General features: G+C 62.1%; 15 protein-coding genes. 6 read left to right on the top strand and 9 right to left on the bottom strand.

The features are described from left to right. Positions 1–5 precede the first annotated feature (5 nt). The 7 genes from fliL to fliF form a co-directional block, all read right to left on the bottom strand. Positions 6–494 carry a flagellar basal body-associated protein FliL gene (fliL, locus tag CLAM6_RS09090; protein WP_054556624.1) on the bottom strand — a complete coding sequence of 163 codons (489 nt, stop codon included), beginning with the start codon at positions 492–494 and terminating at the stop codon, positions 6–8. 178 nt (positions 495–672) lie between these two features. Continuing rightward, complete coding sequence (locus CLAM6_RS09085) at positions 673–2,112, bottom strand: flagellar hook-length control protein FliK (RefSeq protein ID WP_153635813.1); 1,440 nt, start codon at positions 2,110–2,112, stop codon at positions 673–675. 26 nt (positions 2,113–2,138) lie between these two features. Further along, entirely contained in the window at positions 2,139–2,588 is a 450-nt protein-coding gene (gene fliJ, locus CLAM6_RS09080) for a flagellar export protein FliJ (protein ID WP_153635812.1), read from the bottom strand. Positions 2,589–2,628: 40 nt separating this feature from the next. After that, a complete protein-coding gene (gene fliI / locus CLAM6_RS09075) occupies positions 2,629–3,987 on the bottom strand; it encodes a flagellar protein export ATPase FliI (protein WP_153635811.1) in 1,359 nt (452 codons plus the stop codon). 10 nt (positions 3,988–3,997) lie between these two features. After that, positions 3,998–4,912 carry a flagellar assembly protein FliH gene (locus tag CLAM6_RS09070; protein ID WP_153635810.1) on the bottom strand — a complete coding sequence of 305 codons (915 nt, stop codon included), beginning with the start codon at positions 4,910–4,912 and terminating at the stop codon, positions 3,998–4,000. 31 nt (positions 4,913–4,943) lie between these two features. Then, a complete protein-coding gene (fliG, locus tag CLAM6_RS09065; RefSeq protein WP_153635809.1) occupies positions 4,944–5,942 on the bottom strand; it encodes a flagellar motor switch protein FliG in 999 nt (332 codons plus the stop codon). Further along, on the bottom strand, positions 5,935–7,713 hold the full coding sequence (gene fliF, locus CLAM6_RS09060; RefSeq protein WP_153635808.1) for a flagellar basal-body MS-ring/collar protein FliF: 1,779 nt from the start codon (positions 7,711–7,713) through the stop codon (positions 5,935–5,937). Before fliF ends, fliG begins: the two co-directional genes overlap by 8 nt. A gap of 294 nt (positions 7,714–8,007) precedes the next feature. Here fliF and fliE point away from each other — a divergent pair, with 294 nt between their 5' ends. After that, complete coding sequence (gene fliE, locus CLAM6_RS09055; protein WP_242007634.1) at positions 8,008–8,373, top strand: flagellar hook-basal body complex protein FliE; 366 nt, start codon at positions 8,008–8,010, stop codon at positions 8,371–8,373. A gap of 191 nt (positions 8,374–8,564) precedes the next feature. On the opposite strand, the gene CLAM6_RS09050 is transcribed toward fliE, so the two are convergent. After that, positions 8,565–9,776 (bottom strand): FliC/FljB family flagellin, encoded by a 1,212-nt coding sequence (locus tag CLAM6_RS09050; protein WP_153635807.1) that lies wholly within the window; start codon positions 9,774–9,776, stop codon positions 8,565–8,567. Between the two features lie 449 nt (positions 9,777–10,225). On the opposite strand from CLAM6_RS09050, the gene CLAM6_RS09045 reads away from it, so the two are divergent. After that, on the top strand, positions 10,226–10,984 hold the full coding sequence (locus CLAM6_RS09045; RefSeq protein WP_153635806.1) for an RNA polymerase sigma factor FliA: 759 nt from the start codon (positions 10,226–10,228) through the stop codon (positions 10,982–10,984). Positions 10,985–11,214: 230 nt separating this feature from the next. On the opposite strand, the gene CLAM6_RS09040 is transcribed toward CLAM6_RS09045, so the two are convergent. After that, entirely contained in the window at positions 11,215–12,816 is a 1,602-nt protein-coding gene (locus CLAM6_RS09040) for an MFS transporter (protein ID WP_153635805.1), read from the bottom strand. A 739-nt stretch (positions 12,817–13,555) separates the two neighbouring features. Between CLAM6_RS09040 and CLAM6_RS09035 the strand changes: the two genes are divergently transcribed. From CLAM6_RS09035 to CLAM6_RS09020, 4 genes are all read left to right on the top strand, one after another. Continuing rightward, positions 13,556–14,545, top strand: a complete 990-nt coding sequence (locus CLAM6_RS09035; protein WP_153636871.1) for a DctP family TRAP transporter solute-binding subunit — start codon at positions 13,556–13,558, stop codon at positions 14,543–14,545. A gap of 239 nt (positions 14,546–14,784) precedes the next feature. Continuing rightward, a complete protein-coding gene (locus tag CLAM6_RS09030) occupies positions 14,785–15,291 on the top strand; it encodes a TRAP transporter small permease (protein ID WP_242007633.1) in 507 nt (168 codons plus the stop codon). Beyond that, a complete protein-coding gene (locus CLAM6_RS09025; RefSeq protein ID WP_153635803.1) occupies positions 15,281–16,576 on the top strand; it encodes a TRAP transporter large permease in 1,296 nt (431 codons plus the stop codon). Before CLAM6_RS09030 ends, CLAM6_RS09025 begins: the two co-directional genes overlap by 11 nt. 427 nt (positions 16,577–17,003) lie before the next feature. Beyond that, on the top strand, positions 17,004–17,246 hold the full coding sequence (locus CLAM6_RS09020; RefSeq protein WP_225346692.1) for a DUF1656 domain-containing protein: 243 nt from the start codon (positions 17,004–17,006) through the stop codon (positions 17,244–17,246). The last annotated feature ends 56 nt before the right edge of the window (positions 17,247–17,302 follow it).

Below are 17,302 nucleotides of genomic sequence, written 5' to 3'. Positions count from 1 at the left end.
GCCAGTTATTGCACGATGAAGTCGTTGTACAGCACGCCGGAGATGGCCAGTGGCTGGCCGCCTTCACTGTAGGGGCGCGAAAGCGCCTCGGTCAGGGTGCTCTGCAGCGTCTGCTTGCCGGCCTGGGTGATCAGCTCATCCGGGCTCTGGCCCGACAGCAACAGCAGCAGACGGCTCTTGAGTTCGGGCTTGAGTTCTTCCACGCGCGCCACCGCGTCCTGATCGGCCATCTTGAGCGTGATGCCGATATAGAGCAGGCGATTGCCGCGCGGGCTTTCCAGGTTGACCGTGAAGGGCGCCAGCGGCATGAAGACCGGCGGTGGCACGACCACGACTTCCGGCTCGGCGTCCTGTGCGGCCTTCTGATCACTGAGCATCGGCAGTGCGAAATAGACGGCCACTAGCGCCGCGATCACGGCACTCATCAGGCTGATGACCCCGATCAGCAGCCAGGAGCGACGCTGACTGGCGGGGGTGGTGATAATCGTTGACATCGTGGTGCGGTGTCCCTGGAGTCGGTAGCGGGGCCAGTATGACCGAAGGCGTGGTGATCGAACGGCGGAATAACGCCACGTGCGAGCGCTTACTTGAATGATGACGCGCCAGGCGGGCTCATCTGACAGCCACCTGACGGGAGCCGCTGACACAAGCACCTGGCAAGCGCCAGGCCCGTCATGCCTGCCATTCACGCCGTCCCCAGGCTAACTGGGATGCACTTGTTAGCTCGCCTGTGAGGTTGCTCGCGGCGAGGCTTCCCTCCATGGCGTCAGCGCTCTTGCTGGCACCACTCGCCGGCTGACCCTCGAGGTGCTGGGCGAACTGACCCTGATTGGGCGAGTTGTCCGGCGCCTCGTCCCGGGTATCGTCCTGCTGCATGTCGTCCTGACTGCTGAAGCTGATCGCCGTCAGCTCGTGCCCCCGGGATTCCAGCGCCTGACGCAGCTCACTCAGGGATGACTCGACCGCCGAGCGAACCTGCTGGTGGCCCGCGACGAAGTGCGCACTGGTGCCCTGTTCGCCGATGTTGAGGCGAATGGTCAGCTTGCCCAGATTGGCTGGATTGAGCGCGATCTCGGCCTGCGGCGATTTGCTCAACTGCATACGTACTACCTGCTCGCTGAGTGCCTGTTGCCAGGCCTGAGTGCCGACGCTTGCGGGGATCAAGGCTCCCGCCTGTGATGCCATGCCCGCTGGAATGCCTGAACCATTGAGCATGGTGCCGCTGCCTGCAGCGGCCGAACTCGGTGCGCCGACTGACACGCCAGCAGATGACGCACCCGAGAGCTGGGACGGATCGCCACCGGCGCGTGAGCCGTTGGCATCAAGCAGGGCGCCGTCGGCCTTGGCGGTGACGCCTTCAACGGCCTCCTCGGTCAGCGGGCCCAGCGCGCCATCCGTCAGCGAGGAGGGCGCATCCGTGCTCAGGCTGCCTGCCGCTGCCGGGGAGGTCCTGCTGGTGGGCGCCTGATCCGCAATGGCGCCGTCCAGTCCCGCCGCTGCAGGATTGCGCAGCGCGGCCAGCCAGTCACCTTGCAGCGCCGTGTCGCCTGCCGTGTTGACCGCTGTATTGCCCGCTGTTGTGGCAGTTGTCGCGTTCAGTACCGCCTCGTCACTGCCGGAGGTGCCTTGGCCGCCTTGCGCAAGTTGCTGCAGCTGTTGCATGCGCGAGATGCCGCGCTCGACGCTGCTATCCAGTCGTGAGACCTCGAGTGACTGCGCTGAGGGCTGTCCTGCGGTCTGGCTTGCCGATGAGGGCTGGGCAGGCGGGAGGTTGCCGCTCTGGAGGGCGGCACCGGCCGGGCCCTGAGTGGGTGAGGTGTCTGATGATGCTGCCTGCGCCTGCTCGAGGTGCTGGGCATGCTTGTCTTCGGCGGCCTCGCGACGCTCGACACGCTGTTGCTGTGCCTCTTGCGCCTGCGTCTGCATCGCTTGCCTATCCTGCTGGCGATCCTCGCGCTGGGCGCGTGACAGCTGTGCCTCGAAGGCGCTCTCAGAGGAAGCCGAGCTGACGTCGTCGCGCGAGCGAGCCTCCTCGGATGAGACCTTGGTGCTGGTCGGCGCCCTGGTTGGCGAGATGGCCGACAACATCGAGATGCGTGCAGTGTCCGTCATGGTGTCACTCCTTCGACTGGCCGTCTTCAGCCATTGGCACGGCGTAACCAGGCCTGGGTGGCTTGTTCATCACTCTGTCGTTGCTCGGCGGTGCGCGCCTGCAGTGCGGCGCTCAGGCTGGCGCGATCCGCCAGGCCCTGCCAGGCCGCGTGGGTCTGCTGTTCCTTCACCAGCCGCTGATGCTGATGATGCGTCTGGGTCTGTTCCTGGGCTACCCGAGCGCGACATTGGGCAATCGCCTTGTCCAGCGAGGCGATGAAGGCCTGATAGTTGTGCCAGCTGGCCGGGTCCAACCCCTGCGTCAGGCGTGCCTGCATCTGCTGGCAGTAGTCGAGACGGTACTGCTCGAGGGTGACCAGTTGCTGGGCGGCGGTTTCCTGACGCTGACGCTGGCTGGTGAGCTGGCGCGCAGCGCCATCACGCCGGCGCTCGCTCAGCTGGGTCAGGGTGTCGAAACGTGACGATGAGATGGCCATTCAGTGAGGGTTCCCGATCAATGACAGGTGAAGGCGGCCATCATGGCTGGGCCAGCAATTGTTCGAGCATGTTCGTACTATCGGCAAGACTTGCATGCTGTGTAGTGCCTTGTTGCAGGAAACGTCCCATCGGCTCGTGCAGGCGCACCGCGGCGTCGAGCACCTTGTCGTTGCCGGGCTGGTAGGCGCCGATGGCGATCAGGTCCTGATTGCGCTGATAACTGGAATAGAACTGCTTGAAGCGACGGGCGCGGGTGAGCTGCCGCTCCGGCGCCACCGCCGACATCGCGCGGCTGATCGAGGCTTCGATATCGATGGCCGGGTAGTGGCCGCTTTCCGCGATGCGTCGCGACAGCACGATATGCCCATCCAGAATCGCGCGCGCACTGTCGGCGATGGGGTCCTGCTGGTCATCGCCTTCGGTCAGCACGGTATAGAAGGCGGTGATCGACCCGCCACCACGCCGGCCGTTGCCGGTGCGTTCCACCAGCGCCGGCAGCTTGGCGAATACCGAAGGCGGATAGCCCTTGGTGGCCGGTGGCTCGCCGATGGCCAAGGCTATCTCGCGCTGGGCCATCGCGTAGCGGGTCAGCGAATCCATGATCAGCAGCACATTCTGGCCGTTGTCGCGCAGGGACTCGGCGATGCGCGTCGCGTAGCTGGCGCCCTTGAGGCGATGCAACGGGGTCATGTCGGCCGGCGTGGCCACGACCACGGCGCGCTTGAGACCTTGCTCGCCGAGAATGTTCTCGATGAATTCCTGTACCTCGCGCCCACGCTCGCCGATCAGGCCGACCACGATCACATCGGCATCGGTGAAGCGCGCCATCATGCCCAGCAGCACACTCTTGCCGACGCCAGAACCGGCGAACAGTCCCATGCGCTGGCCACGGCCGACGCTCAGCAAGGCATTGATGGCACGTATGCCGACATCCAGCGGCGTGTCGATGGGCGCGCGCTCCAGCGGATTGAGCGGACGGCTCTCCAGCGGCGCATGTTCGACATCTTCCAGCGGGCCGAGGCCATCCAGCGGGCGACCCACGCCATCGACGACCCGCCCGAGCAGCGCTTCGCCGACCGGATAGCGTCGCTCGCCGACATTGCCATGCCCGAGCGGAAATACCCGCGCGCCCGGTGCGACGCCGCTGAGCGGGTCGATGGGCATCAGGTAGAGGGTCTGATCGGCGAAGCCGACCACCTCGGCCTCGGCCGGCGGCAGGTTCGCGCCCAGCTCGACCAGGCAGCTGGCGCCCACCGGCAGCCGCAGGCCGACCGCCTCCAGCACCAGGCCGGTCGCGCGCACCAGGCGGCCATTGCTGCGCTGGGGCTCGAGGCTCTCGACGCGCTCACGAATGGCGCCCAGCGCACTGCGCCATTGCTGTGCGGAAGAGGTGCTCATGGCGTGTCACTCATGCGCGATCTCCTGCCAGCTCAGTGCGTGCCTGCTCTGGCTGTACATGTTCTGACGCCTGGCGTTGCACGATACGCGAACCGCTGGCCTCGTCCTTGCCATGCAGGCTGCCATCGGCGTTGCCGCGATGGCGCAGCTGGCGTGACAGCATGTCCAGGCGGCTCTCGAGGCTGGCATCGTGACAGCCGCTATCGGCCTCGGCGCGACACCCGCCGAGGCTCAGGCTGGCGTCCGGCAGACATTGCCAACCCAGCCTGGTGAGCTGTTCGCCCATTGCCTGCTCGACGCGCGGCAGGTCGTCAGGATTCAGATACAGGCGCGGGCGGCCGATCAGCGGCGGGTCAGCCGCCAGCAGGCTGCGCACGCTGTCGATGATGTGCTCCGGGTGGGCACGAAATGCCTCGCGGGCCAGATGCTGGCCGACGCTGATGGCCAGTGCCGCCAGCTCATCGCTGATCTGCTCATCCAGGCACGCCAGCGATTGCTGCAGATTCTCGATCAGCGGTGCCAGCTGGGCGGCCTGTTGTTCGAGTGCCTGCTGGGCGGCCTCGGTCTGACGCGTCGCCTGCTCGGCGGCTTCCTGCCTTGCACGCGCCAGACCCGCTTCATAACCGGCTTTCTCACCCGCGGCATAGCCCTCGTCACGTGCCGCCTGTTGCTGCTCTAGCGTCTCCTGCTCGAAGGTCGAGCGAGCACGCTGTGCCATGCGCCGGATCAGGCCGACATCCGGCGCCGCAGTGTGCGGCATGCCGGCTTGAAAGCCGCCACCCGACTGAGACGCTGTGGGCTTGCCATCCAGCGCGTCGAGTTCCAGCGGCTGCCATTGATGCATGTCGTCGCTGCTCTCCACGTCGTGCTCGGTCCACGGCTCAGGCGCGTCACGATGCGGATCAGAACTGGATATGGTCTTCATTAGGCACAGTCCTCACTAGACATGGCGCTCACTAGACATAATCCTCGCCACCGCTGTTGATCACGATCTCGCCGCTGTCGGCCAGTCGACGTACCGTCTGCAGGATGCTCTTCTGCTCGGCCTCGACCTGGCTGACACGCACCGGACCACGCGCCTCCATGTCATCACGCAGCATCTCGGCGGCACGCTGCGACATGTTCTGCAGGAATTTCTGGATGATCGCCTCGGGAGAGCCCTTGAGCGCCGTGACCAGCGTCTCGTTGTCGATTTCCTTGAGCAGCAGCTGGATGGAGCGGTCCTCGAGCCCGACCAGATTCTCGAACACGAACATCTCGTCGATGATCTGCTGCGCCAGACTCTCGTCGTGGTGGCGCATCGCCTCGAGCACCTGCTCTTCCTGCTGCCCCGGCATCAGGTTGAGTATCTCGGCCGCAGTGCGAATACCGCCCATCTTGCTGCGCTTGAGGTTCTGGCCACTGAGCATGTTGCTCAGCACTTCGGTCAGTTCCTGCAGGGCTGCCGGCTGCACGCCACTGAAGGTGGCGATACGCAGCAGCACATCGTTGCGCAGGGTGTCGGAGAAGTGCTCGAGAATCTGCGAGGCCTGATGGCGCTCCAGGTGCACCATGATGGTGGCGATGATCTGCGGGTGCTCGTCGCGGATCATCTCAGCCACCAGCGGCGGCTCCATCAGGTTCAGCGTCTCGATGCCATTGTTCTGACCGGAGCTCTCGTAGATGTCTTCGAGCAGCGAGCTGGCGCGCTCTTGCCCCAGCGCCTTCACAAGCACCGAGCGGATATGGTCGGTGGAGAGCAGATTGACGGCGCTGAACTGCTCGCTGTCGGCGTGGAATGCCTCCAGCGTCTTCGCCATCTGCTCCTGGGTGACCTGCGGCATGTTGGTCATCGTCGCGCTGAGCTGTTGGATCTCCTGGGCAGACAGGAACTTGAAGACCTCTGCGGCGCTGTCCTCGTCGAGACTCATGATCAGGGCAGCGCTGCGTTCCATGTTCGTCAGTGTCTTACTCATGGTGACTCATCCAGTTCTTGAGGATCATGGCGACCATGCGCGGGTCATCGCGGGCCATGTCACGTGCATCCTTGAGGTTCTGCTGATAGGTGGTCGGCGTGCGCGGGCCACTGGCCGGTGCTGCCTGGCTCGCCATCATGCTGCCCAGCTCACCATTGGCCGTCGCCAGGCCAGACTCCATGCCGGCGATGCCACCCGCGGCGCTGCCGGCTGCCTGAGTGCCGGGCGGCTGACCGATGGTCTGGTAGGCCTCCTGCGGACGCAGCAGCGGCTGCAACAGCGGGCGCAGCAACTTGCGATACAGCAGCCAGGCGATGAAGCCGATGATCAGGTAGCGGCCAAGCTCGATGGCCAGCGCCTGCATCTCGGGATTGTTCAACCACTTCTCCCACCATTGCTGCGGCGGGCCGGCGTTCTGCTGTTCGGCGGTCATGAAGGGCGCATTGATCACGCTCAGGCTGTCGCCACGTTCGGCATTGAAGCCCATCGCCTCGCGCACCAGCGAATCGATCTGTGCCAGCTGGTCGTCTGCCAGCGGCTCGCTGATCGGGTTGCCGTCACTGTCCATGCTGCGACGGTGATTGATCACCACCGCCACCGAGAGATTGTCGAGGCGACCCAGGCGCGCACGGGTGTGGCGCACGCGCTTGTTGACTTCATAGTTGATGGTGCTGCTGCGCTGATAGTTGCTAAGGCCGCTCGCCGCGTCGTCTGTCTGTGTGCTGCCGTCAGCATTCGCCGCGTCATCGGCATTGATGGGCGAGGCGGCAATTCCCGGAGGGGTGTTGGAGAGGGCGCCTGGCACGCCGCCGATGCCGAGCATCTCGCCGGCGCCGGTGTTGTTGAGCTGTTCACTGCGCACCGCTGCGCTGCCCGGTTGCTGGTTGGGCGTGTAGTGCTCTTCGGTCTCTTCGGCGTGAGAGAAATCGAGCTGGGCGCTGACCTCGGCGCGGAAGTTGTCGCGTCCCACCAGTGGCGTCAGCAGGGCATTGATGCGCGATTGATAGCTGCGCTCCAGCGCCTGGGCATATTCCAGCGCACTGCCATCGAGGTTGAGCGCATCGCCCGCCGGGCGCGACAGCGGGTTGCCGTCCTGATCGACGACGGTGATGTCTTCGCTTGCCAGGCCCTGCACGCTGCCGGCCACCAGATGCTGGATGGCCTGGATCTGACGTGCCTTGAGCTGCTGGCCGCCCTTGAGTTCTACCACGACGGAGGCCGTCGCTGGGCGACGCTCGCGTACGAAGACGGAATCTTCCGGCAGTGCCAGATGCACACGGGCGCTGGAGACCGGCTCGAGGCTGGCGATGGTGCGCGACAGTTCGCCGGACAGGGCGCGCTGATAATTGACGTGTTCGGTGAACTGACTGATGCCGAAGGCCTGGGTATCCATCAGCTCGAAGCCGGAACCGCCCTGGCTGGGCAGGCCCTGCTGGGCAAGTGCCAGGCGCAGGCGATAGACATCCTCCTTGGGGACCTCGACGGTGGCGCCTTCATTGCTCAGCCGATAGGGCACGCCGGTCTGCTCCAGCTGCGCGACGATCTCGCCGCCTTCGCTGGCGGGCAGATCACGATAGAGCACACTCCACTGGGTACCAGCACCCCACAGCAGCAGCGCAACAATGACGGCCACGCTGAAGGCGGCCGCCATGATGAGCGGCAGACGTGGCAATGCCGCCAGGCGCGCCATCAGGGGGTTGGCTGGCTTGTCTGGTGATTGTGACGACGTCGAGGTGCCCGACTGGGGCGCTGTCTGGCTGGGTGTACTCATGCAGATGTCCGATAAGCGCCGTGGTCTGAACTCGCAGCGGGTGATTCCAGCAAGCAGGGCGAAACATGAAAACGATGGATCAACAATGTCGCGTTTCGCATCGCCTTTTTACGTAGGCTGGCCATTATCGAAGCTGGGCGCACATCCAATCAGACGAATAGCGTCGCAAAACAGGGGTATTAGTCACTTTCAGCCGCTCGACTGACTGATAGTCTGTGTTCCACTGATGGGACTACCAGCTTGCCCACTGGCGAAAGTTGATGATGTTGAGGGTATCGAGACAGGAGAGGCGGGATGGCAATTGAAGCAGTCGGCGCGGCGATGTCATCCGCGATGACGGGCAGTCTGCAGCAGCTCGATCAGATGGCGGCGCAGGCGGCGGCCGGGAGCAACGCTCAGTCGGTGGGCGCAGTGTCAGAGGCCAGCGGCACTGACGCACAGGGCTTTGCCGGCATGCTCAAGGATTCGTTGGCGCGCGTCAGCCAGTCACAGCAGGTCGCGGCAGGCCAGGCCAAGGCCTTCGAGCTGGGCAGCCCGGATGTCAGCCTCGATCAGGTCATGGTGGCGGGCCAGAAAGCTTCACTGGAATTCGAGATGACCGTGCAGGTGCGCAACAAGTTGCTCAGCGCCTACAAGGAAATCATGAACATGGCGGTGTGATTCATGTCCGCATTCCAATGAAAAAGGGCAGACGCGATGCGTCTGCCCTTTTTGTTTGCCGCTGGTGCTGCTGGTTATCGCTGGCGAGGTTGAAATAACAAGAGCGCTATCAAAATTATCACTCTTAGCTGCCAGCGACAGGCCTGCCACTCTTGCTGAGTGACAGGCCTTTGCAGCATGCGAGCCAGAGATCAGCCCAGCAGGGACAGCACGTTCTGCGGCACCTGGTTGGCCTGGGTCAGCATGGAAGTCCCCGCCTGCTGCAGAATCTGTGCAGTGGTCATGCTGGAGACTTCTTCTGCATAATCGGCATCTTCTATTCGAGAGCGTGCTGAAGAAAGGTTTGTTTCATTGGTTTGTAGATTTGTAATTGCAGATTCGAAGCGATTTTGAATGGCACCTAGCTTGCTTCGTTGATCATCAATTGTCTTTATTGCTGTATCTAGGAAGCTCAGTGCACCTTCGCTGATATTAACATCAAAGTCAGCAGTCTTGACATTAATACTTGATGAGCCAGAGGGCTGGTTTGCAAGTGTGTAGTCGTCACCGCCTAGTGCATTACCTAGTGTAGCTATTCCATTTTCATCAAAATCTACTGCATAGATTGTCGTTTGTGTTGGAGTGGTGCCATCATTCCTATATGCATAGTCTGTATCACCTTTTGAATTAGTATAACTAATTAACTCTCCTTCCCCCGCATTAATCGAAGGATTAGCTGCAGCTGCTTCGGTATCAAGTTTTGCCGCTTGAGTAGCGTAATCAATAGTAACATCGGTTTTGACAGATCTAACATCAAATCCCTGTGCGTCGATGCTACGAGTATCTCCGTTTACCTCGGCCATATTTTCATGCTTGACATAACCACTGTCAGAATCGGTTTCTGCAAATTTATTCCAACCACTATTAGAGGCAATGTCAATAGTTATTTTTTGGCCATCTTCAGATCCAACCTGTATGTCTATCGATAGTCCGCCAGAACCACTTTCCGATAAAATGTTATTTCCATTGAAGTCAGTTTCAGTTGCAATTCTGTGGATTTCTTCTAAACGGAGATTGACTTCTTGTTGAATTGAGTCGATATCTGATGCCGAGTTAGTTCCGTTCTGAGCTTGTACTGTAAGTTCACGAATACGTTGGAGGTTGTCATTTACTTGATTTAACCCGCCTTCCGCTGTTTGTGCGATAGAAATACCATCATTGGCGTTACGTTGTGCCTGAGACAGACCGGTGATCTGGGACGACATGCGGTTAGCAATGGCCTGGCCGGCGGCGTCGTCCTTGGCGCTGTTGATACGCATGCCGGAAGACAAACGTTCCATGGAGGTGTTCAGGTCGTTCTGGGACTTACTCAGGTTCTGCTGAGTCACCATGGAAAGGGTGTTGGTATTGATCACTGAAGCCATGTGTCACTTCCTGTCGTAATGGGGAGATAGATGGCGTGTCGCCAGTAACGACTCCTGTGCCGTTGCTTCAGTTATCGTCGCGGCGCGGCAGAACTTTAGAAATTTTTTGCGGCCTTTCGACGTTTCTCATTCCGGCTGTCCCTCTGGCTTTCCTTGCGCGCTCTTCTTGCGGGCGCTTCCCGTGACATCCTCACGACATTCAGTGGAACTACTGGTGGGCGTTGTGCGTGTCTCGTCTTCTCTCACTATTTCTTCCTGTCTGCCTTCATTTCCGCCTCCCCGTGGCCCAATGGCGACGTAAGGCAGGAAAGCCGTCGCTGAGGGTAGCTATTCGAGCGAATGGTTTGTGACAGGGGCGCGACAATACGCTGGGAACAGGAGTCCCGAGGATGGGGGAACGACCCTGAGTCATACGACCCCGAGGGATGCAAGCGAGGACCAGGACGCCGATGTATACCGCCAATGGGCGCATGGCCCAGCAGGATATCTACACCGAGTATCAGCCGCTGGTGCGCCGGATCGCGCTGCAGTTGCAGGTGCGCTTGCCAGCGAGTGTCGATCTCGAGGATCTGATTCAGGCTGGCATGTTGGGGCTGTGTGAATGTGTGGGCCGCTATGAGCAGGGCCACGGCGCCAGCTTTGCCACCTATGCCAGTCAGCGCATCCGCGGCGCGATGCTCGATGAGCTGCGCTCTCGTGACTGGTTGCCGCGCAGTGTGCGCCGGGCTGGGCGCGAGCTTGAGAGCGTGATTCAACAGCTTGAGCAGAGCCTGGGCTATCCGCCCGAGGAGACCCAGATCGCTGCTGCCATGGGGCTTGAACTGGAGGATTATCGCCGCCTGCTGCTGGACACCAACAACGGCATGGTGATGTCGCTGGACGAGATGATGGATGAAGAAGGCGGGCTGGCGGGCGGTCATGCCTCGCCTGAAGCGACGCCCTTCACCACGCCGTTTGCCTTGCCACATGATGCGCTGGAAGAGGCCGATACGCGGCGAGCCTTGAATGAGGCCATCGCGCGGCTGCCGGAGCGCGAGAAGCTGTTGATGGCGCTCTATTATCAGGAGAAGCTCAACCTCAAGGAGATCGGCGCGGTACTCGATGTCACCGAGTCGCGTGTCTCGCAGCTGCATTCCCAAGCCGTGCGTCGGCTGCAGGGTGTGCTGGCACCGCATCTGGTGGCGCGGGCGGGCAAGCGTCGTCGCTGAGCCTCTATCCTGAGTCTCTATCGTTGTGAGCCTTCTTCGTTTCCCGAACAATATTCTCTTGCTGATCCGTCTTGCTGTTACGCCTGCCTTGTGTCTCTTGTCTCAGTTTTCCTATCTCAGTATCGCTAGCCGCTATTTCGCCCGCCCCAAACAAGAACACCGCCCTGAGAGGCGGTGTTCTTGGTCATCTCTTTTTTATCTCGTCAATTTCGGCATGCCGTCAGACGTGATCAGTAGCTCTCGCGCTCCGGTTCTGATTTTACGCGGCGTTCCTCTTCGCTGAGGTGCTGAGCCTGTTCGTCGATATGGCCATCCAGATGCCAGTCGTCTTCCATGCCGGTGACGCGGTCGTTCATCACGCCTTCCTCGTTGTCGACCTGCTGAACGACCCCTCCCTCTACTTCAGCGGCGGCTTCCTGTTGCTGGGCAGCGAGTTCTTCCTCGCTCAACTCCGGCTCAGGTTCGGCATCGAAGTCGAATTCCAGCTGACCGGTTTCCGGCTCGGTGATGGCCTCCTCGACCCAGGCAGCGCTCAGCGGACTGGTGGTGGAGGGCGCCACCACATAGTGGCCGGGGTGATCGCCTTCCTCGGCCTCAAGCTCCTGACGCGGCTTGCTGGTGACACTGGCGGCGAGAATCACGATCAGCACGTGGATGGCAGTCAGGGTATAGAGGAAGCCGACGGCTCCGAAGCGCTCCATCAGTAGCCCCGCGGTGAGCGGGCCCAGAATCGCGCCGGCACCATGCATCAGCACCAGCGTGCCGCTGGCGGAGATTATCTGGGCCGTCGTCAGCAGATTGTTGGCCGCCGCCAGGAACAGCGAGTACTGGGTCAGGATCAGCCCGCCGAGGCCTGCACCCAGCAGCGCCATGGTCATCATGCTACCGCCACTGAACGGCACGCCACCGATGGACAGCGCGATCGCCCCGAGACTGCAGCCCAGAATCACCTTCTTGGCCGACAGCTTGTCGGAGAGCTTGCCCAGCGGCCATTGCAGCAGGGCGGCCCCCAGGATGAAGGCGCCCATGAACCAGGAGACTTCCTGCACCGGCAAGCCGGCGCGGTCGGCGTACACTGCGCCCATGCCGAAGACGGTGCCGTTGGCGATACCGGTGGCAAAGCCGCCCAGGGTGCCCAGCGGTGCCAGGCGCAGCAGACGTACCAGCCCCATGGCCTCCGGCTGAGCGCCTTCCGGTTGCGGTGAGGCGGACAGCAGCATCGGCACCAGCGCCAGCGACATGATCACCGACACCAGGATGAACAGCAGATAGGTATTCGGGTTGGCGACGTTGAGCAGCAACTGGCCGCCGCCCATGCCCAGATAGGTGATCACCATGTAGATGGCCAGCAGACGGCCACGCATCTGGTTGGTCGCCTGGCTGTTGAGCCAACTCTCCGCCACCACGTAGAGGCCGGCGAAGGCGAAGCCGGTGATGAAGCGCATCGCGATCCACACCTCGGGCACCACATAGAGCGCATGGATCAGGATGCACACCGAGGTGATGGAGGCCAGCGCCGCGAAGGTACGCACATGGCCGACCCGGCGAAGCTTGCGTGGTGCAAGCGTCGAGCCGAGCAGGAAGCCGGCGAAGTAGGCCGACATGATGATGCCCGTCATGGTGTTGCTGAAGCCTTCCGAGGAGGCGCGAATCCCCAGCAGACTGCCCTGTAGCCCGTTGGCCAGCATCAGCATCCCCATTCCCAGCAGCAGCGACCACAGAACGACCGCTGCGCCGAGACTGCTGGTCGGCTGCAGTCGTTTGCGCGTGGTGTCGAGAGGCTCGGTCTCGAAGGTGGGAGTGGGTACGGCTTCCTGCTGGGGGTGCGGCATGGAAGGGGCCTCATCGGTCGGGGTCGGGACCGTGTGAGCGGTGCCGACGAGATGTCAGGTACGACACTTGCGTGCGTGATGTTGGTCGGTCGTGGTTGGTCCTTGCGGGAACGGCGCTCAGTCTACCGACCGAATCCAGTGTCTGCGACCCGTGGCGCGCCATTGCGTGGTTGAAAGGCGACATATCGTGAAATTTGTCTCAAGGATGTAATAGGGTGGATGAATATACAGTCCCTCATGAAATCATGACCCGACACGAGTCGTGACACGCTGGCGATGTGAAAGGCACGGCATCATGCAAAGGGTAAATATCGTCAAACTCCCTGCTGGCGGGGTCTGCGCGAGGGTTGGCCCTTCTGCATCGCTGGATACATTCCTTGGCGACACGCGCTGATGACACCCGATGGTCGAGCGTTTCGTACGCAAGAGGTCTCGAAAAACCCGCAGGGTGGATAAATATACAGTAATCGGTAATGCAGCGAGTCAGCATCTGAGCGTCGAAAAAGCGCCGATCTGTCGCATGGTCGAATGGTCAGCGACCAAAGTAGATGCGAATCTGCCTCTGGACACACTCAACAACATCATAATCAAGAGGTTATTCATGACCCTGACCGCTGTACACGCCAACGCTGGCCCCGCCCCTCGTCATCTGCGTCACTGCTCTTCGGATCATTCTCCAGCTCTTTCTCAAAGCCAGACCGCGCGCCCGCGTGTCACTGCCACGGGTCGCTCCGCCCTGATGGCTGGCGTGCTGGGCCTAGCTCTGCTGTCACCGCTGATGGCGAGTGATGCCGAGGCGCGCGAGCTGTCCGTCTCCACCGTGCTGTCGGATGCCTTCCCGTGGGGCCAGGCGGCCGAGAAGTGGGCGGAGCTGGTAGAGGAGCGCTCGGGTGGCGACCTCACCCTGCGCGTCTATCCGAATGCTCAGCTGGTGGCGGGGGACCAGACCAAGGAGTTCTCGGCCATGCGTCAGGGGCTGATCGATCTCGCGGTGGGCTCGACCATCAACTGGTCGCCCCAGGTGCCGGAGCTCAACCTGTTCTCGCTGCCGTTCCTGATGCCGGACCACACCGCCATCGATGCGCTGACCCAGGGCGAGTCGGGCAAGCAGGTCTTCGCCGCCATCGAGTCCAAGGGCATCAAGCCGCTGGCGTGGGGCGAGAACGGCTTCCGTGAGGTGTCCAATTCGTCGAAATCGATCACCTCGCCGGATGACCTGAAGGGCCTGAAGATTCGTGTGGTGGGCTCGCCGCTGTTCCAGGACACCTTCACGGCGCTGGGCGCCAACCCGACGCAGATGAGCTGGGCGGATGCCAAGCCGGCACTGACCACCGGCGCGGTGGATGGCCAGGAGAACCCGCTGTCGGTGTTCGATGTCGCGCGCATCGATCAGGTCGGTCAGACCCACCTGACGCTCTGGCACTACATGGCGGACCCGCTGATCTTCGCCGCCAACCAGCGCGTGTGGAAGTCGCTCAGTGAACAGGAGCGCACGCTGCTGACCGAGACCGCCAGGGAAGCGGGTGCCTGGGAGATCGCCATGAGTCGTGAAGGCAATGCCCAGCGGCTGGCGGACATCGAGGCGCGCGGCGTGAATGTCGTCAAGCTGGATGAGGATGCGATGCAGACCTTTCGGGATGCTACCCAGTCGGTCTACGAAAGCTGGACACCGAAGATCGGTGAGGCGCTGGTCGAGACGGCACGTGCCGAGGTCGAGGCCTCGCGCTGAGCCTGGCCATGATCGCCGCTGCTCACAGAGCAGATGACATCGGGAATAATGCGGTCTATGCGCGTTATTGAGTGAAGAACCACGCCGGGGCCTGACAGCCTCGGCGTTCGTGTGGATCGCGTGTCATGTCGCAAAAGTCGCAACAATTCTCTCAACAAGCATCACCTCAAACGTCGCAACGAGCTCTGCAAGACGGCGCCAATGGAGCGCCTGCCCCCACGGACAGGCCACCGCCACGCGTGCGGCCGGAGTCCTGGCTGGCGGCGTTGGCGCTGGGACTGATCGGTATCATCAGTCTGGCCAATGTGGTGGTGCGTTATGCCACCGATGCCTCCTTTGCCTTTACCGAGGAATTCTCGGTCTTCCTGCTGGTGTTGTTGACGCTGGCGGGCGCCTCGGTGGCGATTCGCCGTCAGGCGCATATTCGTATCGCATTGCTGGAAGACGTGCTGCCGTTGCCGCTCTGGCGACTGGTCGTGATCGTGCAGACCCTGGCGGTGCTGGTCGTGCTGGGGCTGGTGGTGTGGTTCGGGGGGACCTTCGCGCTGGAGGAGTATCAGTGGGACTCGCTGTCACCGGGGCTGGGTCTGCCCAACTGGTGGTACGTGATCTGGCTGCCGATATTGGCGCTGGCGATGGCCTGGCGTCAGTTGCAGCAGTGTGTCGAGCGTCTTTCGCAAGGGTCTGGGCAGGGGCCCGGTCAGAATGCGTCGTCAGAGCACAAGGAGTCAGATCATGAGTCCTGATCTCTGGTTGCTCGCCAGTTTTGCCGCCCTGTTGATACTCGGCGTGCCGGTGGCCTTCGCGCTGGGGCTCTCGGGGGCGGTGGGTATCGTCGCGGGGCTGCCGGTCAGCTTGCTGGCCACCCTCGGCACCAATACCTACAACAGCATCGCCAAGTATCCGCTGATCGCCATTCCGCTGTTCATCCTGACGGGGCTGGTGTTCGAGCGTGCCGGTGTGGCGGCGCGGCTGGTGCGCTTTGCCCAGGCGCTGATCGGCCCGCGTCACGGGGGGCTCGCACTGGTAGCGGTGCTGGTATGCCTGATCATGGGCGGCATGAGTGGCTCCGGCCCGGCGGATGCGGCCGCGGTAGCGATGGTGATGATCCCCAGCATGACTCGGGCGGGCTACCCCAGAGCGTTCTCGGCGACGCTGATTGCGGCCTCGGCCTCCACGGCGATCCTGATCCCGCCGTCCATCGCGCTGATCCTCTATTCCATCGTGGTGCCCGGGGTGGACCTGCGTGCGCTGTTTGCCGCGGGCCTGATTCCGGGCTTGCTGGTGGGCGTGGCCTTGCTGCTGCCGGCATGGTTCCTTTCGCGTCGCTATCGCTGGGAAGATCCGACTCAGGTTGAGCGTATCGCGCTGGGTCCGGCGTTCCGCGCAGCGATCCCGGCGCTGCTCGCGCCGGTGATCATCCTCGGCGGACTGCGCTCAGGCCTCTTCACGCCCACGGAAGCGGCGGTAGTGGCCGCCGCTTATGGGCTGTGTGTCGGCCTCTTCATCACCCGCGAGCTCAAGCTCTCCCAGGTGTGGGAACTGCTCAGAGAGGCGGCCGTCATCTCCGGTGTGGTGATGCTGATCATCGCGCTGGCGGGCATATTCGCCTGGGCGGGCACCATGCTGGGTACCTTCCGACATCTGGCCGAATGGCTGATCACGCTGTCGGATAGCGGAACGACGCTGCTGATTCTGGTGATGGTGGCAGTGCTGATCGCCGGGATGCTGCTGGATGCGGTCTCCATCTACCTGATTCTGATGCCGGTGCTGATTCCGGTGATGCAGCACTTTGGCTGGCATCCGGTGTGGTTCGGTATCCTGCTGGCGATGAATATCGCGATCGGGCAGTTCACCCCGCCAGTGGCAGTCAATCTGATGGTGACCAGCAGCGTGGCCGGGGTACGGCTGGAGAAGACGGTGGGTTGGGCGATGGTCTTCGTGGTGGCGATGCTGGCAGCGCTGGCGGTGGTGATGTTGTTCCCTGAGCTCGCCCTGTGGCTGCCACGCGTGCTCGGCTACGCGGTGTAGCAATCCGCAGGAAGCAGGAAGTGGAAAAAACAAGACGGCTTGCCTTCCGGGCAAGCCGTCTTGCGTTTCAGGACACCTTGTACTCTGCTACCACCTGAATACCTGGTGTCCAGGCTGGTTGTGCCAATTAGCGCTCAGCCAAATGGAGAGCGGCTTCTGGTCGCCCGCTGTGCGAGGAATGGGGTGATTCTTCTGACGCAACGGTGCGCGACGGCAAAAAATGTTAGCCTGCATATATTCTCAGCGACGACGCTGCCCTCAAGATCCGCATGGTGGAACAGTCCACTCGCGGGCCTTGAATGCGCACGAGGCTGCCACCATCGTTGAACGCTGATTGTACGCATGTCAGTCGGGATTCTGTCAGGTGGGACCAAGCTCTCGCATGACGCAAGCCAGATCTCGCATAACACAGGATTAGGACATCTCGATGAAGGAAATCGCTGCAGGCAATGATGTTGCGCCTGGCTTCAATGCGCTGCATGAAATGGTGGTCGGGGAATTCCTGATCAGCCCGATGCTGGTCTATGCGCTGGTCGCCTTGCTGGCGGCGGGTATCATTCGCACGCTGCTGCATCGTCTGTTGGCCAATCACGAGCTCTGGTTCGAGGCCTGGTTCGATATTTCGCTGTTTGTCATCTGTCTGGCGGCAGTGGTCGCCCTCGTGACATGACGTGCGCCATTCCTTCAGCGTTACGCCATTCGTGATCCCGATCTTTCCGCGCCCCG

This window comes from Cobetia sp. AM6, from assembly GCF_009617955.1.
Lineage (GTDB): Bacteria > Pseudomonadota > Gammaproteobacteria > Pseudomonadales > Halomonadaceae > Cobetia > Cobetia amphilecti.
Note: the sequence above shows the minus strand (reverse complement) of the source record. Positions and strands in the feature narration are given on the sequence as shown.